This is a genomic window from Bdellovibrio sp. ZFWA1 (assembly GCF_056175665.1).
The window spans coordinates 1-25,047 of the sequence record NZ_JBJKJH010000002.1 but is presented as its reverse complement, the minus strand read 5'-3'; the positions used below and the strand labels follow the sequence as shown (position 1 = coordinate 25,047).

Sequence of the window (25,047 nt, the reverse complement as noted above, 5' to 3'; positions counted from 1 at the left end):
TTTTGTTATCGGTAATCATGAAGATAATCAATTCGATCCTGAACCCATGGTTCATGCGCACCCTCTAAAGCGTAGACTCGCCCATCCCGTTTATCCAATTCTCGCTGAGGTGACACCGTCGTCTCAAACGTGGGATGCATTAATCCCTTTTCCACCAAGAACACACGCAGCTGACCATAAGCTTCCATCCCCAAAACACCTCGACGAACAATTTCATCCAAGGACTTCATCAGCTCTTCAGGGGTAAAGTTGTAATTGTAAATCATATCCTGGCAGACCGCATAGACTCCGGCTAAATCCAAACGATGATCTTGAAAAAGATCAACGGCCACTTGAAACGTGCTATAGGTCGCTAATGTTCTTCGGCCAAATTTTAAATAATAGTCTGGATCGGTATCAGTCGCCAAATTTATATAAATTTTTTCGACTGGATCCGAAACAGGAACCTGCAGCTGAAGATGTAAAATATCGTCAATCTGAGAAGACGGAACCCAAAACTTTTCTAGGACAGAGCGAATTTCAGCCGCACTAATTCTGCGCGCACAAATATCACTGTAAAGATTGTAGATAACCGCATCAGTCTCTGAATCATCGCCCCAACAAATCTGCTTCACTTCATCACCAAGACGCATCCGAAGCTGCATCAATGCCTGAAGTTTATATCCAACTTGCTTAGTTAAACGCCAAAAACGATTCGGTCGTAGGTTGGCTAAATTGTCTTTATAGAAACAGCCAAAAGGACGAATATTATCTAAAAGAAATTTTTCACTAATACGTTCTTCCATCTGAGGTGGCGACGCAGTGATGAAATAAATCGGAAAATCTCTGCGTTGTAAAACTTCGCGCCGAAACTGTGCAAGACCCTGCAGCAAAACTGGCGTGCCTGGAATATTTTTTTTATTGAAAGCACGCTCAAGAATAGTTGTTAACAATCCAGAAATAGAATCAATCGTTGTATCAAGATAGGTTTTATCCAAATCCCAGATAAATACTTCTTGAGCACCTTTTTCCATGTCTTCGTTCATGTATTGAAAAAAGACCACGTCACCATTCATTTCACTGCGTTCACGCCAATCAGCCATAGAACCATTTGAACAGGAACTTTTGAATTTGGCAATTAGAAGCATCCCGTCGTTTCGGGAGGCGCCGCCATTTGACGACAACGACGTTGATCCGGTGGACACTTAATGCGCAGATGAAAGTGGGAGTTGTGCTCGGTATCCGCGATTAAACGACGAAGAGTCTCGAAGGCTAGACCCGACTTATCGGCCTGACGAATCTCTCCATTGCGAATAGCGCGATCACAAATTGCCGCCTTCACTGTTCGGTGCAGAAATATACGATCCACTTTTTTAGAGCTCACGGCCGTTTTGAATAAGTGCCAGTTCGCTTCGATCAACAAATCACTGTTTAAACGTCCTTTGACGACCGAGTATTGAAAGCCCTTATAGCTGGCATCTCGGAAAAGATAAGCAATGTCCGCATCCAACCCTGATTGGTGACTTTTATGAGTTCCAATACGACCGCCTTTTTCAGCGGCAATATCGCCAATGATAAGATCGTATTTTTTAAGCCACTTATACAACCACTTACCAAGTCCAACAATCAGCTGTGCTAAATCACTTGAGGCATAATAACGTTTCCGATCGACGCGAATCAAATCAAAGCCTGCCGTATCACCCAGCTCTTTGCGCTTATTTAACATATTCACGCCGCCTGAAAGAGCGCCGTCATAGACAGCTCCAATCACTTGGTCTCGGTCTACACGGGCATTATCCGTAGAAAGCTGTCCACTCTGCCCGTTGTTTTTTGAAGGCTCTTCGGCTTTCACCGGAGGCTGAGACTTAGGAGGACTGACCGGTTCTGACTGCTTAACCGGAGGCTTTCCAGGATCTTTTTCAGGCCCCTTGTCGGTCCCTTCAACCGGAGGCTTGTCGGATTCTGCGTTGGAAGACTTTTTAGTTGTCGATTCTTCGATCTCCTGACGAGTCACAGTTTGCTCGTAGGCTCCAGATTTTTCCTCTTCAGGCTCAGAGACTTCTTCATCGTCGGGAACCGAACGCGGATCCACCGGCTCTACCTTTGTTGGCAACTCGGGCAAATCTTGTAGCTTTTCCGTTTTTATCTCTGAAAATTCGAATTGATGTTGAAAGATCTGCTGATCTTCAAGACGCAAAAATAAATCTATGACGGCTTTTGAACAATCAAAACTATTTCCATCTTCCGCTGGCTTTAGACAAAGTGCCTTTCCGCCGACACTCCAGTCAGCCTGAGCGGCTGCCAAATCAGGACTGTAACTTCGAAGAGCAACCGTGCCATCCGGTTGTAAAAAACCTCGTTGAGCAATTTTGACGATTTCTTTTTTGGTTGCGTTGATTGAGACTTCAAGTTCCCCATCAACGATCAAGGCTTGATTTTTTATATCCCAGCGAACATTCGATTTAATCCAACGAGTGGCCCCCTTGATCATTTTTAATTGCTCTTTTTCAACGACGATCGGCTTTTCGTAAATCATCGTATCTCGGGGTTTATAATCCAAAAATGGAGTTGAATATGGCGATGCTTCATCGGCCTTTTGTCTAGGCGAAGCGGCAGGCGCACAGGCGTTCAGCACCCCAGCCAGGGCGAACCAAAAACTTGCTCGTGTAACGTATCCCAGGATCGTTTTCATCAAAGTCCAAATACTGCAAACCAAGACCCAACCTAAAGCGGAGTTTATAGAGTTTAAACCGTCAATAAAATAGACAGAGGACAAAGTGGGGCATTATCCTTTATGCATGCGCGTATTTACTCAGCAATTTGAAAAATTCACTTGGATCGACTGCGAAGCCCCCTCACAGGAAGATCTGATGCATATCGCAGACGAAACCGACCTTCCTTTAAAATGGCTTTCGATCTGTTTAGACTCGGAACATCTTCCAAAGTTCGAGCAACTTGGCTCGGCGTTCATGCTAATCCTGCGCTCCTACGATTTCGAATCCCATGCGATGGCGGACACCCCTCAAGAGCTTTCATCAAAATTGGTTGCATTTATTAAATCAGATCTTTTAGTGACCTTACATCGAGCACCGAAAAGCTTTATCCAGGAAAAAAGAGAAAAATGTGCATTCGAAACCTATCAAACTCCTTACCAACTGATCGGTCACTTTGCTGATTGCTGCTTTAAAAGCTTCGACCCAATCATAACAGAAATGGAAGCACGTACCGACGCCATTGAAGATCGAGTTTACGCTTTAAAAAAGAATAAAATCTTAAGAGATGGCTATATAGTAAAAAGAAAAACGGGAGCGCTTCGTAAGCTTTTTAAAATGTCTCAAGATGCCATGCAAAGATATGCCTCACATCCGGAAATCTGCTGGACCGAGTTCAATGACTCGAAAAGCTATTTAGACCGTCTAACTTTTTATGCAGATGACATTATCGAGAACTTATCCGGCCTCATGAACCTTCATATAAACTTACTATCACAGCAAACCAATGAAGCGTCTTACAAAACTAACGAGGTTATGCGAGTCCTGACGATATTTTCGATATTCTTTTTACCATTGAATTTTATTGCTGGCGTCTATGGCATGAACTTTAAGGTGATGCCAGAACTTGAATTTGAATATGGATATTATTTAACGCTAGGCTTGATGATAGCAATTGGTGTTGGTATATACATCTGGATTAAACGCAAGGGCTGGCTTAGTACCTAACACAATCCCTTACAACGAAAGAAAATAGCTATGGAAACGATGAGCTCGAACAATAGTCATTCACTATTTAATAGCGATAAAGAATATGCGGGTTTTTGGATTCGCTTTGCGGCAACACTGATTGATGGACTGATTTTAGCAATTCCAAGTTTTATTCTAGCGTGGATCATTCCGGTTTTTGGCGGCTTCCTCGCGTCCATAATTTACAAACCCTTCTTTGAAAGTAGCCGCCTTCAGGGCACTCCAGGCAAGGCGTTGTTGGGTTTAGTCATTGAAAGAACATCCGGAGAACGCATTAGCTTTAAAGACGCGATGGTTCGCTACGCAATGAGCTTTATAAGTTCATGTATTTTAGCAATTGGCTACATCATGGCAGCGTTCACTGGAAAAAAACAAACTCTACATGACCTTGTTGCAGATACTGTTGTTGTAAAAAAAGCCGTTCCTGAAATGAATTACTTCGATGCTTGGTTAGACGAAGTCAGCGAAGTTTTTGGAATCACTCGCCGGGTAACAACGGTGCCCCCACCCGATGGCGTTCGCACATCCAGCACAAGCTCACAAAGCAAAATCGCTGACAAGTTGAAAGAGCTGAATGATCTATATAAACAAGGACTCATTACCGAAGAAGAGTTTTTAAACAAAAAAGCTGATATTTTAAAAGAGTTCTAAACCCAGCTGACTTTCTTTTTCGGAAAATGAATCCAATCTTCATTTTCCGGAAATCCCTCGGGAGCCTCTTCCGTCATCCCTTTGTATTTTAAGTAGCCTGTTAGCGCACACAAAAATGCTTCAAAGGCATGATTGTTTGCGATCATCAATTTTACATCCTGCTCATAGACAAAAGCCACGTTATGATCAGATAAAGCATTCAAAATTTGCTTTCGACTTTCCTCTCCACCCACAGCATGGCGATGGAATCTTAGGTGACTCTTCATCACTCCTAACAAACTTCCTATTCGCCACAAAGAAACACGGGGGTTGACCTCGATAGTTTCAATATCTAGTCGCTGTTTTAAAAACATCGCGCGAGCCAACAGCGGCGCCGTATTTGACCCCATTGCATGCCCCAGCTGAAAGGGCTCTTCAAGGCCCGACTGTAAAAATAGTTCAACACAGCGCTGGGTGTAGGGGGTAAATAATTTTTTAGGCCTTTTGACCTTTTGGATTTTGCGAGTGTACTCCCACATCCATTCAATATGCGGCTCACTGCAGTTTTCATAGCCCGGGCATTTCAGTTTACAGCGCAAACAACTAGGAAGCTGATTCGGAACATCAAAAGCGACCAGATCGAATTCTTCACGATAAAACTCAAAAATTTCATGAATCTTTAAATCGGCGGAAATATTATCTTCGCTTTTAATGCGATCAATGACTCGAGCTAGAAATATTTTTTTGTGCTTTGGATAATACTCGACAACAGCAACACAAGCTTTGTCTGTTTTACCTCCGGCCAGACTCACACCTAAAAAACGATGCACTTTGCCAATATCATTAGCCTCGCTGCTACTTTTTAATGTGGTCTTTAAGGTCGATTGCTTTAAAGTGGTTCCACGGGTCTTGCGCCCATGACTTGGAATCCGGCTTTTTGACATGCGTCCCTCACTTTTTCTTGTTTTTCCGGAGAGCACCACACCAGAACACAACCGCCCCCACCCGCTCCACAAATTTTTACAGCCAATGCACCATTCTCTAAACTTAACTTTTGCAGCTTTTCAATCTCTGGGCTTGAAAACTCGGCGCACAATCGCACGCGAGCTTCATACTCCTGATTAAATAATCCGGGAATCAACTGCCACTGCTTTTGGCGAATAGCACTCTCGGTTTGAACTGCAATTTCCCGAAGGTCTTTCAGTGCCGTCATAGTCTTTACGTCTTTGGCCACTGCAGCCTTCATCACTTCAAAATTATTCAGACCAGAATGGTGCGCCTTCCCCGTATAGATCAACATAAAATGGGTCGATAACGGAGTATCTCCCAGCTTCAAAATATCCTGTTGAATTCCATCTGACGAGTAATGCAATATATTAAGACCGCCACTTGCTGCTGGATAATAATCTTGCGTGCCTGTTGGGGTATTAAGTATCTGAGCCTCAATATTATGTGCAACTTGCACCAGTTGATGAGTATTCTGAAAAGGCCGATCACACCAACGACTAAATGCCTTCATAAGCGAGATAGTTAAACTAGAGCTACCCCCTAAACCACCCCCCACCGGACTTTCGGAAGTACTTAAAAGATGAAAGCCACGCGAGCGATCTAAATGGGGCTGCCAATACTTAATCTGGCTTTGCAATAACACGGCTTTTGGATCGGTATCAGCCAGCACCTCATCCAGCGAGGCATATTCTTTTTTAAACTGAATATCTGGGCTTTCAATGATGCATTTGGCAGTCCCAGTCTCTTTCAGCTCTACCCGAGTCCAAACATCAATCGCAACGTTCACAGTGCTAGCACCTTCAATAAAAGTATAAAGAGGCCACAAATCTAATGTTCCCCCTGCTAAATCTACACGTGTTGGAGACTGAATTTTAATGTGCTGTGGACTGTTCACGAGTTGCTCCCTTATCACCAGATGCATCGACCTTAAAGTCATTTTCAGTGAATCTAAGCACATCGTCAATAGCACCAGACTCCATCAAGCCAATAAAACCGGGGTCCTCGACAAGGGAAAAAACCTGAAATTGAGCATTTTGCCCAACCGTAGCTCGCCATGATCCTTCGCCAAGCTTAATCACGATTTCGGCTTTGGGCTTTTGCAAGCCCCACTTAGATAAGTCCAAATTTTTATCAAGAGCCTTTCCGGCCAAAATACCTTCGATTTCGAAATCTGATACCTTGGCTTCGGCGATTCCTTTTAAAAACTGGCGCACCTTGTTTTGATCCAAAGCTTGTTTTCCAGATAAAAGAACCCACTGGTTGTTTTGGTTTTCAATATGAAAACTTCCATGAGTATTTCTAACTACAACCCCAGATATCGATGCCATTCGCTTTTTGAAAAAACGTCGATCTCGAAAATCCAACAACCCACGCTGAGCCCTATCATACCAAGTAGATGGCACTACCCATACTTTAGATTCCGAATTTTTACGTAAAAAATGATTCCCCTCAAAATTACGTTCTTTGGATATTTGAAAAACCAACTCTTTCTTAAGACTGTCACGAAAGCGATAGGTCGCTAAAGGAGCGTCCAATCCATAAATCTTCCAATCTATGCCTGCCCCTTCTTTTGCGATTTCGATAGCTTCTTCTTTTTCCAGTTGTGATAAAAGATCTTGAATAAACTCATTATCTGCATTCATTACTCGATCGGGCTGCCGAATGTCCCAGCCTTCAACTCCCCGAACTAAGAGGACTTCTTTTCCTTCACGGATAAAATCAATTTCCGTTACCTGATTGACATCTAAATCGAAAAGTCTTCTTTGCTCTTTATCGCCTTCAAAATGATGACGAGTACGGTAATAGTCAACCCCCACCACAAGTGCCAAAGCCGCCACAACTAAAAAGGTATAGACCAGATTATTTTGCTTCATGGAACTCCTTAATTAGGCATGACGACGACGAACCCAAAGCCCCACAGCCATAGCCAAAAACAACAAAGGAAATGGAATTATGAACCCGAACAAAAATAGCGCGAACTTAGTATCTGTCAGCATCATCTTTGTAACCTGAGGCTCTTTCGTTGTAATTGACACTGCATTTTCGTCCCGAGCGACCGTTGCGACTATATTCAGCGCCAAGTCGCGATTCAAATTTTGATAAAGCATCTGATTAGAAATAAAATCTGCATCACCAACAACAACGGCCACTGACTCCTTATCTCCACCAAATTTGCCTTTTACTTGAACCCCAAGGTGAAATGGACCACCAGGTCCTTCTTTGGTCAATGCCAAATCATTAAAGGCCATAGAGTTCTTACCGGTTCCAACAAAGACAGTTTGCTCTAAAGTGGGGATGCTTTTTAATTCTAAAGATGAAGGATATCTAAATAAGGTGATCTCTCCTTTTTTAAACATCTTCGTAATTGCAGATTGCATTTGAAACTCGGTACCCATCGTGGGACCTTGATTCACACCTCGCCCTAACATCGTCTCGACAACATTGACGACGTAATTATTGCCAAATTTTACCCCTAAATCAGCTATTAAAGATTCTAAATTAACAGGCGTTTGACTTTCTAGCGCCAAGAAAAGCCCCCCGCCCTGTCGCAGATAGTCCCGCAAATATTGAACTTCAAAGTCTTGATAAGCTTGTTTTGGCCCAGCTACAACGACCACATCCGCATCTGCGGGAACCCCTTTGCCCGAATTTGCAAAATTTAAATCTCGAACTTCAAATTGATTGTTTTCTAGCAGAAGTTTAAACGCATTTAAGCCACGGCCCTCTCGCATGTCCTCGGGATCCAATTCCTGATGCCCCGAAACAAAATAGACTTTTCGGGTTACCGACAGAGTCACTTTGATCATTGCATTGGTAAGCTCTTGTTCTTCGATCTTTTCAATTCGGTTCTTTCTGCCTTGATACGATACAAAGACAACACCACTTCCTTTATCAACACCAAACTCTTTGGCCAGATCAGGACGTTCATTAACTTCGACAAAATTCAGCTTTACCTTCGCTGAAACATCTTGATAACGCTTAACTAGGTCCTTAAAAAGTCGCCGATTTTCTTCGTTCCCCTCGACGCCCTTTTTATAAAATAGCAAGACCTGCATATCATCCTGCAGACGACTTAATACCTGAACAGACTGCGGAGATAACGTATTGAGTTTGTTTATCGAAAAATCGAAGGTTGTGTAATACTTAAGACCTAACAGATTTAGAAGACCCAGCCCACATACCACCAACAGTATCAGCACTCCCATGCTCATACCCTGCTTCGTCGTTTTCAATGATAAAAATTGCCCTAACAATTGACGATCCCAATAAGCCGCAAAACCCGAAAAAAACACCGTTAAAAATAAGGCGACCCAGCAAAATGGAACCCACTCGCCGACCAAATATCGAATCAATGACATCGATAGTAAGCTCAGACCTGCAAACAATAAGCTAACTTTTGAAATCTTACTCATAAACTATCTCCAACGATTTGATTCAACTACACGCTCGGAAAGAAATAAAAATAAGCCCACCAAACTAAATAAAAAAATCAAACTATTCGTTCTCACGGTGCCCTCGACTAGATTTGAAAGATGCGAGTTTAAGGAAACATGTTCGAAAAATCGACGACTGGCTTCTCCATCGACAATCTCAGCACCGATCCCGATAAACCACACCGAAACATTCAAAATAACACTGGTTACGTACGCAATCAGTGAGCTTTCTGTCACAGACGAACTAAATAAATTCATTGCCGTGTAAACAGCTCCTACCATGAATATGCCCAAAAAGGCGATCAATAAGGGGCCCCAAGAAATTTGTGCCATCACAGAAGTTGCGACAGGATAAGCTAGGGCAATAAGCACCACCATTCCTACGGCACTCAACGCGGCTAAATACTTTCCTAAGACGATCTGCAAAGAAGTCACTGGCGAGGTCAATAACAAATCAAAACTTCTTAGCTTCTTTTCTTCCGCTAAAAGCTTCATCGTAAAGGCGGGAACTACGAATATTAAAAATAAATTCAAATAGCTAAGCTGCCGCAAGAATACACCATAATGGATGTTCAGTTGTTGCAATGGCACACCTTGCTGTAGGACATAATTTTCTAATAACTTTGCAAATAAGTTCAGCTGGATGGGATAGACCCAACTAAAAACAATACTTACAAAAAATAAAATGACATAAAAAGTTGGACTATAAAAAAATCCTCGAGCTTCTTTTTTAAAAATCGTTTTTATTGCATTCATTGGTCACCTCACCTAGGACTGACTTGCGGACTCACGTCCATAGGTTACTTTTATAAAAACATCCTCTAGATCCATTTTTTGTGGAGTCAGTTCGACAAGGCCTGCTCCTTGAGTCGCAAGAAACTTTGCAAGTTCTGCAACCTGAGCATCGCCGCCCTTTAAGTCAACACGCCAATGTCGATCCGAGTGGCCACGTTCAATCGAAATCAAATCTTTAAAGCGAGCTATTTCCGTTGGCAGACTTGCCATCTCTGATGCCAAACGAATATTGAGGCGCGTATGCCCTTGCTCGAGATTTGCCAAATGCTCGATCGTATCTTGTAGTACGATCTCACCCTTATTGATAATAATCACTTTTTCACAAGTTGCTTGAACTTCCGAAAGAATATGTGTCGACAATACGATGGTGTGCTGTCCACGTAAACTCTGAATCAAATCACGAATTTCTGCCACTTGCTTAGGATCGAGCCCGACTGTGGGCTCATCTAGAATTAGCACCTCTGGATCAGAGACCAGAGCTTGAGCGATGCCAACCCTCTGTTTAAAACCTTTTGAAAGATTTTGAATCAATCGCTTTTGTACTTCTTCTAAATGGGTCTTTTCAATGGCGGCATCGACGAAAGATTTAATCTTAGATGCTGGCACTTGCTTCAACTGCGCCACGTATTCAAGGTACTCCCGAACATACATATCAACATATACTGGTGGAGTTTCAGGCAAATACCCGATTCGCTTCTTAACCTCGATAGGAAATTCGAAAACATCAAACCCAGCCACCTTAGCTTCGCCGCTGGTTGGCGCCATAAATCCAGTAATAATCTTCATCGTTGTCGATTTGCCGGCTCCGTTAGGACCCAAAAATCCCACCACATCCCCTTTCTGAATTGTAAAGTTCAGATTGGAAATAGCTCGACGTTGACCGTACTCTTTGGACAGATTCTTGACTTCGATCATGATCCATTGCTCCCGTATAATTTATAAATCTTATTACGGTTCAAAAAGCTGTCAAGAAAGGGCTTGGTCACAATCACGAATATTGAATTTGAAACGCACTGAGACTAAAGAATCACATCAATTGTTTTTGCGTTGGTATAAGTAACTTTTCCAGCCTTATCTCCCTTGATCGGTCGCACAAAGCGACACTCTACAAGTACAACTGAAAGACGCGAACCCGGCTGCAGATTTTTAGCCGAGCTGGATTCTTTGGCAACCCACAAAGCTACTTTCTGAATTTCCTGATCCGGAATTTTTTGATCTTTATGGCGATGAATAACCGCGTGAGCCCCAGGATAATCGCGTAGATGAAACCACAAATCCCAGGCTTTTGCGGCCCTTAAGATAGCTAAGTTATCAGCAGCTGAACGCCCTAGATAGGCGACCAATCCGCCTTCCAAATTAAGCTTTCTTCCCCTGGCCTCGGATTGCTTCATGAGATCACGCGAAGAACTTTGTGAGCTGTTACTTGCTTTATAGACGGCATTTTCTAAATATTGAATTTCTTTTAAAACCAAGTCTCGCCGATGCAAGGTTCCTGTTTTTTTAGCTTCAATCTGTTTTGCTTTATGAAAAGCCCGTTCCATATTCTGAGCCACGTCGAGCTTGCTATCGAACATTGAATTCCAAGCCTCGGGAACAACCAAGGCGTGGTTCTTAACGCCCAGCTGCGTTTTTAAAAAGTCTCCAAAAGAATACCACTTTGTTGACTCATCACTTTGGATTTGTTTTTCAATTTCCTGCAACGCTTTTTTCTTTTTTTCGATATCACGCAGTCTTTGCTTATCCCATGCTTCTTTCGGATCCGTCTGAACCCTTGCTGAAGTTGACTGTTGGGCTATCATCAACCATTGCTGATGGATCTGCTCGAAACTCCGAACTTCTGTGGGTTCTTCTATTTGAGGAGGCGCCACCAACTCTTTCGGCTTGTCCCATGCAATAGATTTTCCCTCGCAACGAACTATGATGTTTGCTTGTTTTGGAATAAGCTGCACTTCAAGATCTACAACTTTATCTTGATCATTATTTTTTGATATAAATCGAATAAGAACCACACGACCTAAATTATCAAGTACCTTGGCATCTTGAAAGTAGCCATCCAATGCGTGAGACTTTAAAAACAAGCTTAATGGTTTGGGCTTACTAATTTTTTTCCAAGGCGACCGGCCTTCAAAAAAAAGTATTGCAGGAACCGCAGCGTTTAGATCCACCACTAAAAAATAAGATTGCCCCCGTTGACGAAAACCCATGACTAAACCTCGCTCATTGCAAAACACGTCTTGCAATTGAGCCCTCTGAAGGGCTGGCCCCCAGCCATCAACCAAGGTCTTAACTTCTTTATAATTCAAGGCTTTCATAGGGACAACCTAGCACTTTCCAGACCTTTTTAACAAGAAATTTACAAGTTTTGGACTGAAGCCAATCCCTTCGCGACCGATACGAGATCTATGCAAAATGATCTACTTTATACGATATTTATGACTCAGCTAGAAGACTCTCACCGTATCTCTGAACACTGCTCAGAGTTCATACAAAGAGTCGCCCGGCTTTACTCGATACAGCTTACTAAATCAGGAGCAGTTCCTTTGCATATGATTTCCGATGTGATCGAAGATATCGAAGCCGAAGTCATCGAAATGTACCGCAAAAAAACTTATGGTTTCTTCAGCCTTGAAGAGTACCGAAAACATCATTTTTCTAAAACTGCATAATACAAAGGCCCGAATCCACATCGATCTGGAAGAAAAATAAACCCACATTCCGTGCGTTCGGCTTTTTCATAAGGCAATGCTGTTTCAACCAGACGAATCGCGCCTTTCTTCTTTTTCAAAATCTTTTTTACAACTTCATCGTTTTCCGCAGGACTGATCGAACACGTCGAATAAACAATTCGCGCACCTGGTTTGGCTGCTAAAAAGGCAGCACTTAGCAACGAATACTGACGAGTTGCTTGGTGTTCGGTCCGTCGCGGACCCCAATCTGCTAAGGCCTTTGGATTTTCCAGAACATGACGTTCTCCAGAGCACGGCGCATCTAGCAAAATGCGATCATAAGATTCAGGTTCACGCAATCCATATTGAACGGCATCTTTTCCGTGCACCCACACATGATCGCGAATGTCTCGTGGCACATATTGCTGAATAACCTTTTTTAACCTTTCCCGACGTTCCGGCGAAAGATCATTTGCAATAACCTCACCGTCAACACCAGCCCCCTCGATCAGAACCAATGTCTTGCCTCCGGGAGCCGCACACATATCTAAAACACGGTCTCCGGCTTGAACATCCAATGCCCTTGCAACAAAAACACTGCCAGGGTCCATAACATAGGCATCTAAAAGATCGAATTCAGAACGTTGAGGAACATAGACTTCTCCCTCGGGAATCCAACTACACCCCGGAAGCTCGGGTAAAACTGGCCACGCACTGGCTGCCTCTACAGGCTTCCCGACGATATGCCGATTCCATCTAGCTACTTGTTTTTCCTTCTGTAAAAGAGCAGAAAAAAGAGCGGGCCATCTGTCTTGGTAGATCTTTTCAAAATATTGATAGATTGGATGATTTTGCAACTCAGACAATGGCCACCTCTTTAAGCATTTAAAGACAATAGCTTATTTTATGGAGGCTGGGAATACACAAATAAATTCTGCTCCGTGATCGATTTCAGACCGAATAGACACCGAGCCACCATGACTTTGCATAATGTGCTTAACAATCGCAAGCCCCAAACCTGTCCCACCAGCGTCTCGAGCTCGGCCCTTATCGATGCGATAGAAACGCTCGAAAAGACGATCATGATGCTCGGGAGGGATTCCCGGCCCATCATCTTTGACACTCAAAAGAGTTTCTTTTTTATCATTCAATTGCCAGCGAACTTCAATGGTGCGATCGCGCCCAATATACTTCACGGAATTGCTTACCAGATTTCGCAAAACCTGCGCCACCTTCCGCTGATCTGCCATAAACGAGGGACAATCAGCAAAGACTCGAATATTTTGCCCTTTTTCATCCATCAAAACTTTAAGTTCTGCCACTATCTGCTCAGAGATAAGCATTGGACTGACCGGCTCAATTTTTAATTCAGAGTGAGACTCCAGTTGGCTAATACTAAGAAGATCATTAACAAGGTCAATCAGACGATCGACATTCCTGGAAATAACATCCGCAAATTGAGCCGCATAATCATAATTGCCCGACTTAAGATCATCTTTCAGCGTCTCCATATAACCCTTGATTGAAGTCAAAGGAGTCCGCAACTCATGAGACGCATTGCCAACGAAATCAATACGAATCTGCTCGGCTCGTTTTAACTCGGTGATATCGTGGAAAATACCCAACGATCCATAAGTCAAATCTTCGCCTCGCTTCACCAAAGGATTAATAGTGACCGCAAAAAAACGAGACTGCGAATCCATCAAAGTCGGCAACTTCAAGACGACCTTCTGCACCTGCCCCACCTTCAGGGCTTGCTGAAAGGCCTCGCCAAGTTCTGGCACGCGAATAACTTCACTCAATGTAAATCCGGATTCGCGCCCTAATACTGCCGAGGGCACAAATTGCGCCGCAAACTGAGAATTGAAAAACACGACTTTACCATCAAGACCCACGGACACTAATCCCTCGGCCACCGCACTCATGAAGGCTTGATTCTCTTCACGTTCGCGAATAAATCTCTCTCTTTTTCTTTTAAGCTTTTTATCAATTCGATTTAAAGCATTTTCGATTTGCCAGTACTCTCCAGCCTCTTCAACCAAAAGATCCTCTTCGTACTCGCCCATCTCGTCTCGGACTCGGCGCGAAGCCAAGCGCATGGCCTTAAGAATAAGAACCTCTAAAGGTTTTGTAAAAAGCCAACTTGTCGCAGCCGAAAAAATTAACGAAAATACAGCAAAATTAAGAATGGCCTCGTTGTAAACCCAGGGAAGCGTACGATATCTAAGGTCTACGATAGAGATAACAGCGAATGCTAAGATATTAAATGCAAGCAGCTGAGCGAAAAAGAAACGCCAAAATATATTCCAAGGAAAGCGTTTCCATTTCTCCATGTGCCTCTACCTGTCTTCCAAAATAAAATATCAAAATTAACTGAAACTAAATTAAATCAGAACGAACACGATAGCCAACACCTCGAATAGTCTCGATGTTGTCTCCCCAAACTCCTAGCTTCTTACGTAAACCAAAAACATGGGTATCGACCGTCCGCCCAACTACATTCACACCTTCACCTTGAATCTGCTCGATGAGGGATTCCCGAGTCAAGACTTTGCCATGATTTTGAACCAAAGCCGTCAATAATTTAAACTCTGAAGGGGTTAAATGCAGCTCTTCGTTTTGAACCGAAATTTTGTAGGTGGCCAAATTAAGATAAAGGCTTCCCAAAGTAATTTGATCACCAACAACTTCTTCCAACGAACTAGAGCGTCGCAGAAGGGCTTTAACCCTAGCGATCAACACCGCTGGCTCAAAAGGCTTGGTCACATAATCATCAGCCCCTTTTTCAAGGCCTTCAACTATATCTTGAGGTTCGGTCTTAGCCGTCAACATCAGTACCGTAGCTTGAGGATGCTGCTGCTTAATTTGGGGTATCAATTCAACCCCGGCCTTCCCAGGAAGCATCCAATCCAAAACAAAAAGTGAGAACTTTTGAGAGGCCAATACTGACTCCGCCTCTTCAACTGATCCCACTTCTGTCACCTTGTAGCCCTGCCTCAATAAATGCAAGGCAACGAGTTCTCTAATTTCTCTTTCATCCTCAACGATCAAGACCTGCTGTTTTTCAGCCAAAGGAACCTCCATGACGAACATCTTTTCCGGTGTAAGCAAATATCACGTCTTCCGCAATATTGGTGGCGTGATCCCCGAGTCTTTCAAGGTTCCGTGCAATCAAAATCAAATCCAAGCCCGTCTCAACATCCTGCGAGTTCGCCTTCATATGGGCTTGCACTTCTTTAAAAATTTTATTCTTTAATTGATCTAACTCATCATCCATTTTTAGGATTTCACGCGCCTGCTCCAGATCCCCCCGAACAAAAGAATCCAAAGACGAGGTAACCATTTGCCGAGCCACTTCAAACATGCGCTGAATTTCAGGAATAAATAATGTCAAAGGCGCACGACTAAAATAGTCCTTGCCCGTATGGGAGATATTCACACATTGATCGCCCATTCTCTCTAAATCCGTATTAATCTTGATAACAGAAAGAATCAAACGCAGATCTCGCGCCACGGGGCCTTGCTTTGCAAGTATCGATAAGCAAACATTATCCACCTGAATATGACACTCATTAATTTTCTTTTCGATTTCATGAACGAAGGGGAACTGGGAAGGATCTTTTTTCACAACAGCGGTCATCGCATGTTGAAGAGCGTTTTCGACATAACCGCCCATCGAGAGAATTAATTTCTTTAGATCGTCCAGCGCGTGGTCTAGAGTTCGCTCCATTTTTTCCCCTTCCTATACCTACCCCAAACGAGGCGCATCAAGGTAGATCTAATATTAGACCTAACAAAATCCTAACATGAGTCTTATAAACCCCTCTTTATCGTCCCATTGTTTGTTTTGTTTGCCAAGTAAGGTAATTGAATTTTATCCTATCTTTTCAGGGAGATAATCTGTGTCTGTAAAAACCTTTTCTGCCATCGATGTCGGTTCGAACGCGATGCGAATTATTATTGCAGAGCTTAAGCCTAACTCCCCGATCAAGGTCCTAAAAAAGGTGCGCGTCCCAATTCGCTTAGGAAAAGATGTTTTTCTTGGTGGCTCCATTAGTGAAAATACTCTAGCTGCGGCCGAGCGGGCCTTTATTCGCTTCAAGGAACTAAACCAAAAATTTAACGTAGCCGCCTGTCGTGCTGTCGCCACTAGCGCCACCCGTGAAGCCTTGAATGGTATAGAATTTATCGATCGAATCGCGAAAAGCAGCGGCATTCAAATCGACATTATCGATGGCACCCTCGAGGGCCAACTCGTTCACAAAGCCATTACTCACGAATTGGAACTAAAAAATAAAAAAGCCATGGGCATCGATATCGGCGGTGGCTCTGTCGAAATCACCTTTTCAGAAGAAAATAAAATTATTTCGACTCAGTCCTTTCCGCTGGGCACGGTTCGCTTGATCGACCAAATGCAAAAGAATAAAGTTGGCGAAGAAGGACTACCACTTTTAATAGGCAAACTCATTGGCCCACTCAGCTCGCATATTTACTCATATGTCGAACATGAAAAATTGGATTTTGCAATCGGCACAGGAGGCAACTTAGAATGCCTGGGCCGACTTAAAATTCAGCTCTTGAAGAAAACTCCAAATACGTTTGTGACCCTTTTCGAACTGCACGAAATAATGGAAAAGCTGAATAAACTAACTATCAAACAAAGAATCGAAAAATTGGACATGCGACCCGATCGCGCCGACGTGATCGTCCCGGCATGTTATGTAATCGCCACCGTAATGAGACAGGCGGAGGTTGAAAAAATTCTAATTCCCGGCGTTGGCCTCCGAGATGGATTGCTGTGGTCCATGTACGAGACTCTCTAAAGTTCATCAATAATTTTTGGAGAGACCAAATAGCTCAACGAACTGACTCCGGGCTTAAGATCTTCAAAACTTTCAAACTCGATCGAACAAAGTCCGCCTTTTTTTAGCTCGATAAAGGACTCCTTAGCTCCACTCAAAAGATACGATGCAAAACTGCTTAGATGTGGCTCATGCCCGACCACAATTATTTTCTTATGTGTGCGTCCGCGTATTCTGAGCCATTTTAAAAAAGCGAGCGATGGAGCCTGGGGCACAAGCTCTGGTATTTCAACAACCTCAATCTTATCAAAGACCGTCTGAATAATTTCCGCCGTTTGCTTCGAACGAGTAAAGGGGCTCGTGACAATCAAGTCTGCAGACTTCGTCAATTGCTTTAAATACTGAGCCATTTTTAAAGTTTTTTTGCGTCCTTTCAGAGTCAACGGACGTAGGTGATCTTCCAAACCCGTTTTCTTTGCAAATTCTTCTCGCTCTTCAGCAAGACCATGCCGAAAAATAATCAACTCCATCAGTGCTCGCCCCCATCGACCGGATCTGGGTTGTGGACTTGATCCTCTTGAATCTTAATTCGTGATTTCGCAAGCTGCATCAGCTGCTGATGAGTTCCAATATCCGCCCCACGCCGCTGTGTATAGCTTCCATCCGAATGCATTTGCCAAGCCTGACGCTGATCTTTCAAAGTGATTTGCAACATCTCCCAACATTTTTCCTTTAGATTGCGATCTAAAATTGGAACAATCGCCTCAACACGGGCGTGAAGATTGCGGTACATCCAATCGGCCGAGCCAATATAGAATTCTCCATCGACAGGATCTTTGGCTCCATTTCTAAAATAGAAAATTCGCGAATGCTCTAAAAAACGACCAATCACAGACAGCACTCGAATCTTCTCGCTCATCTTAGGAACGCCTGGTCGCAAACAACAAAATCCACGAACAATAAGATCGATTTCAACCCCAGCATTCGATGCGGCATACAAGGCCAAGGAGATATCATTTTCTTCCATGTTATTAAACTTGGCAATAATCTGAGCAGGTCGTCCACTGCGAGCGTGCTCGGCCTCGCGCTCGATCATATTCTTAAATTTTGAAAACATATTGACGGGTGCAATAAGCACCTGCCGATAATCACTCTTTAAGGATCTTCCAGTCAGATAATTAAAAAATTCGACAATTTCGTCAGTGACCTCCGGTCGACTGGTCAGCAATCCTAAATCCGTATAAAACTTTGAGGTCGCTACGTTGTAGTTTCCAGTCCCGATGTGCGCATAACATCTTAGACCATCCAGTTCCTGTCGCACCACTAAGGTCGTCTTAGCATGAGTCTTTAAACCGACAATTCCATAAACGACATGCACTCCGGCATTTTCAAGCTCTTGCGCCCAATAGATATTTCTTTCTTCATCAAATCGCGCTTTAAGCTCAATCAGGCAAACTACTTGCTTCCCTAAATTTGCGGCCCGAATCAGCGAGCGCATAATCGGACTATTGTCACCTGTGCGATATAAAGTCATCTTTATAGCAAGTACTTTGGGATCATCGGCAGCGATACGAACAAAACGCTCGACCGTCGCAGGAAAGCTCTCGTAGGGATGATGCATAAGATGATCTTGTGTGCGAATAGCTTGAAAAAAGTCAGCGCCGCTAACAGCCAGCGCCGGTGGAACCACCGCTGTATAGTTATCAAATTTCAAATCCGGCCTATGCGCATCGATTACAGGAGCCAGATCTGAATAGTCCAACATGCCTGGGCCTTCATAAATATCATCTTCCGTTAAATCTAGTTCTTCACGAAGAAACTGAACCATCCAAGCATCTGGATTTGGCCCGTGCTCTAACCGAACAACTTCAGCAAAACGCCTCTGCCGAAGTTCTTCTTCGATCATTTCTAACAGATCTTCAGTATCTTCCTCGTCACGATCCGAGTCCGCATTTCGAGTGAGTCGAAATGGCATCACGTTTAGTACCTGCATCGCAGGAAATAGATCTGCAATATTTTCTTTGATAAGATCTAACAAAGAAATAAATCGATAAATCGAATCTTCAGGATTGACCCGAATCCACGGCGGCAACACTTTAGGAACTTTGACCCGAGCAAATAAAACTTCTTCAGTTCCTGGATGCCTTAGTGTTACCCCCAAGGACGTTGACAAATTTGAGATAAATGGAAACGGATGACCAGGATCTACCGAAAGCGGAGTTAAAACAGGAAACACATTCTTCTTGTAGTATTCTTGCAGCCAATTCTTTTCTTTGGCAGTCATGTCAGGAAACTTAATAAGATGAATTCCGTTCAGCGCTAAGGCCGGCTTCAATTTATAATAAACACGAGCTTGCTCGGCCACCATGGGTAATACGTAGTTGCGGATTTCCTTTAACTGCGCAGTGGCATCTTTGCTGTCACTAGACTTTGCCGTAATGCCATAGGCAACCTGACGCTTCAATCCTCCAACTCGTTTCATGAAAAACTCATCTAAGTTAGTAGATGAAATCGCTAAAAATCGTAGACGCTCTAACAAAGGCGTTCGCTCGTCGTCAGCCTCATGAAGAACTCTACGATTAAAATTCAACCAACCAATTTCACGGTTAGTAAAATAGTCCGCCGAAGAGCGCGGATGTTCGACAACTTTCATTTTTTTGGAAGTCGTTTTTTTGGTCGTTCTTTTAACACTCATATTTTTTGTCTTCGGACTCATAGGTGGAACTCGCTTGAAGATGTCTTAATCTTATTGTGAAATAGACTGAAAAGGATGTCCAATCATGAGAAATCAACCTGTCGAAATCGCTCGACTCCAGGCCATACAATCTAAAGTCTTGCAGCAAAGAAGCTTCGCCAAGGCTTCCATCGCCATGGATATCGGCGATGACGCCTTTGCCTTTCATCCGCCTAAAGGCCTGCAGGTCATTGCTCAAGACATGATGGTCGAGCACGTCCACTTTAAATCCGATTATTTTTCAGCATCCGACTTAGGCTGGAAAAGCATTGCCGTTAATCTTAGTGACCTTGCCGCCAAAGGCGCTGAAGCCTTTGCTGTTCAAATATCGCTGGCACTGCCCCCATCCATTGATGATCATTGGCTCGAAGCTTTCTATAAAGGAGCCCTAGAAATCTGCGAAAAGTACAATGTGATTATTGCCGGAGGCGATCTATGCGCTGCTAAAAATGACATTGTCATCGATGTCTCGGTTTATGGATTTGCAGATCATGTTTTTACTCGAGGTGGCTTAGAAGTCGGAGATGTTTTATTATCGTCCGGAGAGCTAGGGCTTGCGACACTTGGATTTAAATATCTTAACTCTAAAGATCAAATCAAAGAGGGTCCTCAGCTTGAAGTTGCAATTCAAAAACATCTCCGCCCCCAACCACGTTTAGATTTAGTCAAAGATCTTCAAAAAAATAAGCACCTTATCCATGCCACCATTGATCTATCCGATGGCCTCGTCAATGAATGCTCTCAATTATTAAGGGCCTCGATACAAAAAAGTAATCAAATGCTTGGAATTGATTTACAGGCGAATTCCGAGCTAGCCCTTTGGGGTGGCGAGGATTATGAAATTCTGATCGCTATTCCCGCCAAAGCTATTACCTACTTTCAGGACTGGATTTGCGTCGGCACAGTACAGGACAAAGGAGGCATTCGAATTCAAAATGCCGCTGGACAGTTCGAATTGATTACCGAATATGCAGGTTGGTCACATTTTTAATTACTAGCCTCAAGGCTATGATTTCTGAAACCGATAAATAGGCATGACTCAAAGCCTTGCCCGATATCACGCTCGTAGCCCCCGTTACACCTTGAACACCGAGGACAACTCGCTGATTCGAGTTGCGGGTGCTAATCAACTTCCCTGGGAAGAGGGCACTGATATTCGCAATGTTTCACTAACGGGATTGGCCTTTACTGCCCCTTCCGATCTTTGCCCCATCTTAGGCGAAGTTATTCGCATTCAATTTGTGGCTCCGGGCGGAAAACAAATGGCGACGCATGCCTTGGTAACTCGAATCGATTCCATCTCGAAGGATAACTCTTTGGTCGCCGTTCATTTCTATAAAATGGAAATGGGACATCGAGTGGCACTAGCTCAAGGCTTATCTAAACGCTTCAAAGACTCAGGAACACGCTCAAGAATTGATATCGGCCTTCCGCCAATGGCGGGCTTTCGTGAACGTATTCCCTCTGCAGTATTTATGATTGCAAGTGCAACTCTTTGGCTCGAGTTTTACTTCCTAATCAATCGTTTCTCGTGGGGCACCCTTTTCGGAATGCTAAAAAGCTATTTCTAAAACTGCTTTTTAAGTTGTCGTATTAAAAAGTCCCGGAATGTCTTTACCCGCAAAGGCACTTCCTTCTGCCCAGGCAGCACAACGTGCAAAGGCGCGCTTCGCCCCATCCAAGGCTTTAAGATATGCACTAGTTTTCCGCCGTGTAAATCTTCTCGAACTAAAAACTCTGGCAAAAGCGAAATTCCATGCCCCGCGCGCACCAAATCTCGCACCATCACCGGATCGTTTGCTGCAAGCTTTGGATAAACAGTTACTATTTGTTCTTCATTATCCGTCTTAAATAGTCCCCACTGCCCCTTCCGCGGCAAAAGAAAATCCAGACAGGGCAACTTAGGAAGCTGAGACAACGAGTGAATATCTTCGTGCCGCTCTAAAAACTGCGGACTTGCAACTAAGACCGAATCAATTTCAGCAATCTTGGTTACACGCAACGTAGAGTCTTTTAGGTTCGCGATCCGAAGTGCCACGTCTATGCCTTCGGCAACGAGATCCATAATTTGCTGACTTAGTAAAACCTCAAACTCGACCTTGGGATACATTCTGACAAAGTCATCAATGATGGCCGGCAAACACCAACCCCCTAAATCCGTTGGTGCTGTTATTCGAATCAAACCTTCAATTTTTTGCGCAGAGCCCGAGAAACGATCGCGAAGCTCTTCCAATTCTTTAATTTGTTTTTGAGCTGCCTCATAAAACAATCTTCCATGCTCGGTCAGTTGAATTTTGCGGGTCGTTCGATACAACAATTGAGCGTTTAAATTGGCCTCAAGATCGGCAATATGTCTGCTGACCCTGGACTTCGGCTGCCTCAGTGCCGCAGCCGCTTTGGTAAGGCTTCCGGACTCCACAACCTGTATAAATAGGCGTAATTTATTAAGATCTAATTGTTCCATATATAGAACAGTATATCCTAATTATGTCCTCTTTCGCAACTAGACGTTTTTGGCGATACTTAGCGGGTAACTAAAACAAAACCATTAAGGAGGTTCTATGTTTAAAGCGACAATTCTTTCATCTCTTCTGATTTCATCAATGGCGATGGCTCAATCGATCCCAGTTGGGACGTATAAGCTGGACGCGTCTCACTCGAAAGTAGGATTTGAAATCGACCACTTGGTAATTTCCACTGTCGAAGGTAAGTTCAATGCCGCTGAAGGTACGATTGTAATCGACAAAGTCGTTAACAAATCAACTGCGGACATTTCAATTGATGCTGCAAGTATCGATACTGCAAATAAAGATCGTGATGACCACTTACGTAATGCTGACTTTTTTGACGTTGCTAAGTTTCCAAAAATCACTTTCAAATCGAAGTCTGTAGTACTTAAGGGCAAAGAGTTAACTCTAACTGGCGACTTAACAATGAAAAATGTAACGAAACCAGTTGTCCTGAAGGGTAAATATCTTGGCTCTGTTAAAGGACTATATAATGACGAACGTATCGCATTTAAAGCCTCAACAAAAATTGACCGTAAAGCCTTCGGCCTAACTTGGAATAAAGTAATTGAAGCGGGTCCTGCGGTTGGCGAAGAAGTGACAATCGAACTTGCGATCGAAGCTGTTAAGGAAGCGGCTAAGTAATGAGTACGGTTCTTTTTGTCGGACATGGTTCACCAATGAATGCGTTGTCCACAAATCAATGGACCGCAGCACTCAACGAGCTTGGGCAGTCAATGCCCAAGCCCGACTCGATCACGGTCTTTTCTGCACATTGGGAAACTAAAGACCTCGAAATCTTAAAACCTTCGGAACCAAAGACTATCTACGATTTTCGGGGATTTCCCCCTGAACTTTATCAGATCAAATACCCTGCAAAAACTCATCAAAACGTAACAGCGCTTTTACAAAATAAACTTGGCGCAAATGACAACAGTAATTGGGGTTACGACCATGGATTGTGGTCCGTCTTAATGCATATATACCCTCAAGCAAATATCCCCCTAAATGTTATCAGCATTCCCCGCTACAACACATTTGCCGACTACTTCGAACTGGGGCAAAGAACTGCAACCGCCCTTTCCGAAGCTGAAGGAAATCACTGGATTCTTGGCTCGGGAAATATCGTACACAATCTTAGAGCTTTGGATCTTCAAAAAAAGAATCAAGGCGATCCCTTAGCCATTCAATTCGACCAACAAGTTCAAAAAGCCTTGGAAAGCAATTCCATCGAATCACTGATTTCTATGGATCTCTTATCCCAAAAAGATTTTATCTTCAGCAACCCCTCGCCGGATCACTATCTTCCATTCGTCATCTGTCTGGGAGCTGCAAGCATCGACGCCAATAAGCGCAGCAAAACAATCTACGAAGGTTATGAGCTAGGAAGTTTATCGATGCGAAGTGTTTTGTGGGAATAAATCATCCGAGGATAATATATATTTTGCTCCTGCAAAATCATTGAAAATCCTGAGATGACTTTTTTCAGAATTATGTATTCGGCTCTTATACCCTAGAATCCAATTTAACATTTCCATATCGAACAAAGAAGAAAAATTCCGTTCCCCTTTTACTGCACGCTTAATATATCGATATATCAACCAATACCGAGCAGGTGACTTCAGATAAACCATATGAGTAGCAAATTTTGCACATTCTTCAATTTGATAGTCTAATATGCCAGATGCAACCCATTCATTCTTAGAGCAGATATCACGAAGCTTATTTCGCCGAACATCTTTAGCATACATCTTAAAATTCTTATCAAAATGAATAAAATCTAAGTCACAAAATTCGATCATATAATCTTTAGATACTTTCCTAGAGAAATGGGTTTTACCCACACAGGAACCTCCAACAACTAGAACTCTCATAATCTGACCTCGAAAAAATACAAAAAATTGACGAACACTGGACTTAACTACTTTTCGCTTGTCTACGCCCTACGAAGCTGTGACCCGAACGGAGCGAGGGGAACTTAGTTCACTTTGATATTCTACTTTCTTGATCATAAATGACAGCTTTAAAATATGCTGGAAAAATACCCAGCTCCAGCAGATAAGCCACCAATCGCACCACTTAGGTCATACTAAATGAATAGTTTTAAGCACAAAGCAATCAGCAAATTACTAGCCACAACAATAAACATGCCAATTTTCAATAGAAACTTTCGGCGCTGAAATATTATTGCTCCAGCAATAAGAAATGTTCCCACAATAGATGAAAATCCAAACCACAGCAACGACGACCTATAGGACGAGATCAATGGCATCAAAGAAATAACGATTGCCATATAGATAGGAACACCAATGATTAGACAGACAACTAGATTATTGTTCGACATATTTATATTTCTCTTCATAAAACAATTACACCACCAACTACTCCACCCAAAGCTGCTCCGGCAATCGCCGACACAAGCGCAAAAGTCGTTACCCCGGAACTTGCACCTAACAAAGCAGAAGCAACCAAAGGCCCACCAACAAAAGCCGCAGCGAATGCTGTACCTATTACTGCCACTCTTTGAAATTCTTTCCCAAAAGTACCTAAATAAGCACCAAGTAACAGTGCAATGTGTATGAACTTACCACTAGGATCCGTAGCCATAGTAGGCATATTGCTAACATAGGCATATCGATTCACAACTGTATCGGGCCGATTCAGTTTCCCCGGATGTGGATCTTGCTGGATAAACCGCCCCACATTCGCATCGTAGTATCGCGCACGATAATAATACAGCCCAGCTTCTTCG

Annotated in this window: 27 protein-coding genes; 8 read left to right on the top strand and 19 right to left on the bottom strand. The window is 43.2% G+C overall.

Features of this window, described 5'->3' with window-relative positions; genetic code table 11:
• Positions 1-5 precede the first annotated feature (5 nt).
• On the bottom strand, positions 6-1,082 hold the full coding sequence (locus tag AC04MN_RS09675; RefSeq protein WP_475382999.1) for a phosphatase domain-containing protein: 1,077 nt from the start codon (positions 1,080-1,082) through the stop codon (positions 6-8).
• Positions 1,083-1,117: 35 nt separating this feature from the next.
• On the bottom strand, positions 1,118-2,671 hold the full coding sequence (locus tag AC04MN_RS09670) for a penicillin-insensitive murein endopeptidase (RefSeq protein ID WP_475382998.1): 1,554 nt from the start codon (positions 2,669-2,671) through the stop codon (positions 1,118-1,120).
• A 106-nt stretch (positions 2,672-2,777) separates the two neighbouring features.
• On the opposite strand from AC04MN_RS09670, the gene AC04MN_RS09665 reads away from it, so the two are divergent.
• Together AC04MN_RS09665 and AC04MN_RS09660 are read left to right on the top strand one after the other, a co-directional pair.
• Positions 2,778-3,698, top strand: a complete 921-nt coding sequence (locus tag AC04MN_RS09665; RefSeq protein ID WP_475382997.1) for a CorA family divalent cation transporter — start codon at positions 2,778-2,780, stop codon at positions 3,696-3,698.
• Between the two features lie 30 nt (positions 3,699-3,728).
• Entirely contained in the window at positions 3,729-4,370 is a 642-nt protein-coding gene (locus tag AC04MN_RS09660) for an RDD family protein (protein ID WP_475382996.1), read from the top strand.
• On the opposite strand, the gene AC04MN_RS09655 is transcribed toward AC04MN_RS09660, so the two are convergent.
• The 7 genes from AC04MN_RS09655 to AC04MN_RS09625 form a co-directional block, all read right to left on the bottom strand.
• The gene (locus AC04MN_RS09655) at positions 4,367-5,293 is read right to left on the bottom strand and encodes a DUF429 domain-containing protein (RefSeq protein WP_475382995.1); all 927 of its coding nucleotides are present in this window, start codon (positions 5,291-5,293) and stop codon (positions 4,367-4,369) included. The genes AC04MN_RS09660 and AC04MN_RS09655 overlap by 4 nt on opposite strands.
• Entirely contained in the window at positions 5,239-6,252 is a 1,014-nt protein-coding gene (locus AC04MN_RS09650) for a GHMP family kinase ATP-binding protein (protein WP_475382994.1), read from the bottom strand. The genes AC04MN_RS09655 and AC04MN_RS09650 overlap by 55 nt, the downstream gene beginning before the upstream one ends.
• A complete protein-coding gene (locus AC04MN_RS09645; RefSeq protein WP_475382993.1) occupies positions 6,230-7,231 on the bottom strand; it encodes a DUF4340 domain-containing protein in 1,002 nt (333 codons plus the stop codon). Before AC04MN_RS09645 ends, AC04MN_RS09650 begins: the two co-directional genes overlap by 23 nt.
• Positions 7,232-7,243: 12 nt before the next feature.
• Positions 7,244-8,770, bottom strand: a complete 1,527-nt coding sequence (locus tag AC04MN_RS09640; RefSeq protein ID WP_475382992.1) for a GldG family protein — start codon at positions 8,768-8,770, stop codon at positions 7,244-7,246.
• A 3-nt stretch (positions 8,771-8,773) separates the two neighbouring features.
• Positions 8,774-9,547, bottom strand: coding sequence for an ABC transporter permease (locus AC04MN_RS09635; RefSeq protein ID WP_475382991.1), 774 nt, complete (start codon positions 9,545-9,547; stop codon positions 8,774-8,776).
• A 12-nt stretch (positions 9,548-9,559) separates the two neighbouring features.
• Positions 9,560-10,501, bottom strand: a complete 942-nt coding sequence (locus AC04MN_RS09630; RefSeq protein WP_475382990.1) for an ABC transporter ATP-binding protein — start codon at positions 10,499-10,501, stop codon at positions 9,560-9,562.
• A 104-nt stretch (positions 10,502-10,605) separates the two neighbouring features.
• On the bottom strand, positions 10,606-11,898 hold the full coding sequence (locus AC04MN_RS09625) for a DUF814 domain-containing protein (protein ID WP_475382989.1): 1,293 nt from the start codon (positions 11,896-11,898) through the stop codon (positions 10,606-10,608).
• A gap of 90 nt (positions 11,899-11,988) precedes the next feature.
• Here AC04MN_RS09625 and AC04MN_RS09620 point away from each other — a divergent pair, with 90 nt between their 5' ends.
• A complete protein-coding gene (locus AC04MN_RS09620; RefSeq protein ID WP_475382988.1) occupies positions 11,989-12,252 on the top strand; it encodes a DNA-dependent DNA polymerase in 264 nt (87 codons plus the stop codon).
• Here AC04MN_RS09620 and AC04MN_RS09615 read toward each other — a convergent pair.
• The 4 genes from AC04MN_RS09615 to phoU are packed head-to-tail and all read right to left on the bottom strand — an operon-like array spanning position 12,231 to position 15,982.
• The gene (locus AC04MN_RS09615; RefSeq protein ID WP_475382987.1) at positions 12,231-13,118 is read right to left on the bottom strand and encodes an RsmB/NOP family class I SAM-dependent RNA methyltransferase; all 888 of its coding nucleotides are present in this window, start codon (positions 13,116-13,118) and stop codon (positions 12,231-12,233) included. The genes AC04MN_RS09620 and AC04MN_RS09615 overlap by 22 nt on opposite strands.
• 33 nt (positions 13,119-13,151) lie before the next feature.
• Complete coding sequence (locus AC04MN_RS09610; RefSeq protein WP_475382986.1) at positions 13,152-14,585, bottom strand: sensor histidine kinase; 1,434 nt, start codon at positions 14,583-14,585, stop codon at positions 13,152-13,154.
• A gap of 46 nt (positions 14,586-14,631) precedes the next feature.
• Complete coding sequence (locus AC04MN_RS09605) at positions 14,632-15,324, bottom strand: response regulator (RefSeq protein WP_475382985.1); 693 nt, start codon at positions 15,322-15,324, stop codon at positions 14,632-14,634.
• A complete protein-coding gene (phoU, locus tag AC04MN_RS09600; RefSeq protein ID WP_475382984.1) occupies positions 15,317-15,982 on the bottom strand; it encodes a phosphate signaling complex protein PhoU in 666 nt (221 codons plus the stop codon). Before phoU ends, AC04MN_RS09605 begins: the two co-directional genes overlap by 8 nt.
• Positions 15,983-16,154: 172 nt before the next feature.
• Between phoU and AC04MN_RS09595 the strand changes: the two genes are divergently transcribed.
• The gene (locus tag AC04MN_RS09595; protein ID WP_475382983.1) at positions 16,155-17,075 is read left to right on the top strand and encodes a Ppx/GppA phosphatase family protein; all 921 of its coding nucleotides are present in this window, start codon (positions 16,155-16,157) and stop codon (positions 17,073-17,075) included.
• Here AC04MN_RS09595 and sixA read toward each other — a convergent pair.
• Positions 17,072-17,584 carry a phosphohistidine phosphatase SixA gene (gene sixA, locus AC04MN_RS09590; protein WP_475382982.1) on the bottom strand — a complete coding sequence of 171 codons (513 nt, stop codon included), beginning with the start codon at positions 17,582-17,584 and terminating at the stop codon, positions 17,072-17,074. The two genes, AC04MN_RS09595 and sixA, sit on opposite strands and share 4 nt — an antisense overlap.
• Positions 17,584-19,749, bottom strand: a complete 2,166-nt coding sequence (gene ppk1 / locus AC04MN_RS09585; RefSeq protein ID WP_475382981.1) for a polyphosphate kinase 1 — start codon at positions 19,747-19,749, stop codon at positions 17,584-17,586. The genes sixA and ppk1 overlap by 1 nt, the downstream gene beginning before the upstream one ends.
• Positions 19,750-19,834: 85 nt before the next feature.
• Here ppk1 and thiL point away from each other — a divergent pair, with 85 nt between their 5' ends.
• Together thiL and AC04MN_RS09575 are read left to right on the top strand one after the other, a co-directional pair.
• Positions 19,835-20,779, top strand: coding sequence for a thiamine-phosphate kinase (gene thiL / locus AC04MN_RS09580; RefSeq protein WP_475382980.1), 945 nt, complete (start codon positions 19,835-19,837; stop codon positions 20,777-20,779).
• A gap of 43 nt (positions 20,780-20,822) precedes the next feature.
• Positions 20,823-21,359: a PilZ domain-containing protein gene (locus AC04MN_RS09575; protein ID WP_475382979.1), complete on the top strand. Its 537-nt coding sequence runs from the start codon at positions 20,823-20,825 to the stop codon at positions 21,357-21,359.
• On the opposite strand, the gene AC04MN_RS09570 is transcribed toward AC04MN_RS09575, so the two are convergent.
• A complete protein-coding gene (locus AC04MN_RS09570) occupies positions 21,356-22,252 on the bottom strand; it encodes a LysR family transcriptional regulator (protein WP_475382978.1) in 897 nt (298 codons plus the stop codon). The two genes, AC04MN_RS09575 and AC04MN_RS09570, sit on opposite strands and share 4 nt — an antisense overlap.
• Positions 22,253-22,349: 97 nt before the next feature.
• On the opposite strand from AC04MN_RS09570, the gene AC04MN_RS09565 reads away from it, so the two are divergent.
• Both AC04MN_RS09565 and AC04MN_RS09560 read left to right on the top strand, forming a co-directional pair.
• Positions 22,350-22,940 (top strand): YceI family protein, encoded by a 591-nt coding sequence (locus tag AC04MN_RS09565; protein WP_475382977.1) that lies wholly within the window; start codon positions 22,350-22,352, stop codon positions 22,938-22,940.
• The gene (locus AC04MN_RS09560; protein WP_475382976.1) at positions 22,940-23,716 is read left to right on the top strand and encodes a DODA-type extradiol aromatic ring-opening family dioxygenase; all 777 of its coding nucleotides are present in this window, start codon (positions 22,940-22,942) and stop codon (positions 23,714-23,716) included. Before AC04MN_RS09565 ends, AC04MN_RS09560 begins: the two co-directional genes overlap by 1 nt.
• Here AC04MN_RS09560 and AC04MN_RS09555 read toward each other — a convergent pair.
• The 3 genes from AC04MN_RS09555 to AC04MN_RS09545 all read right to left on the bottom strand — a co-directional run.
• Positions 23,687-24,139 carry a P-loop NTPase family protein gene (locus AC04MN_RS09555; protein WP_475382975.1) on the bottom strand — a complete coding sequence of 151 codons (453 nt, stop codon included), beginning with the start codon at positions 24,137-24,139 and terminating at the stop codon, positions 23,687-23,689. The two genes, AC04MN_RS09560 and AC04MN_RS09555, sit on opposite strands and share 30 nt — an antisense overlap.
• 245 nt (positions 24,140-24,384) lie before the next feature.
• A complete protein-coding gene (locus AC04MN_RS09550; RefSeq protein WP_475382974.1) occupies positions 24,385-24,639 on the bottom strand; it encodes a hypothetical protein in 255 nt (84 codons plus the stop codon).
• A gap of 14 nt (positions 24,640-24,653) precedes the next feature.
• A partial coding sequence (locus AC04MN_RS09545) for an RHS repeat-associated core domain-containing protein (protein ID WP_475382973.1) occupies positions 24,654-25,047 on the bottom strand: 394 nt, incomplete at its 5' end.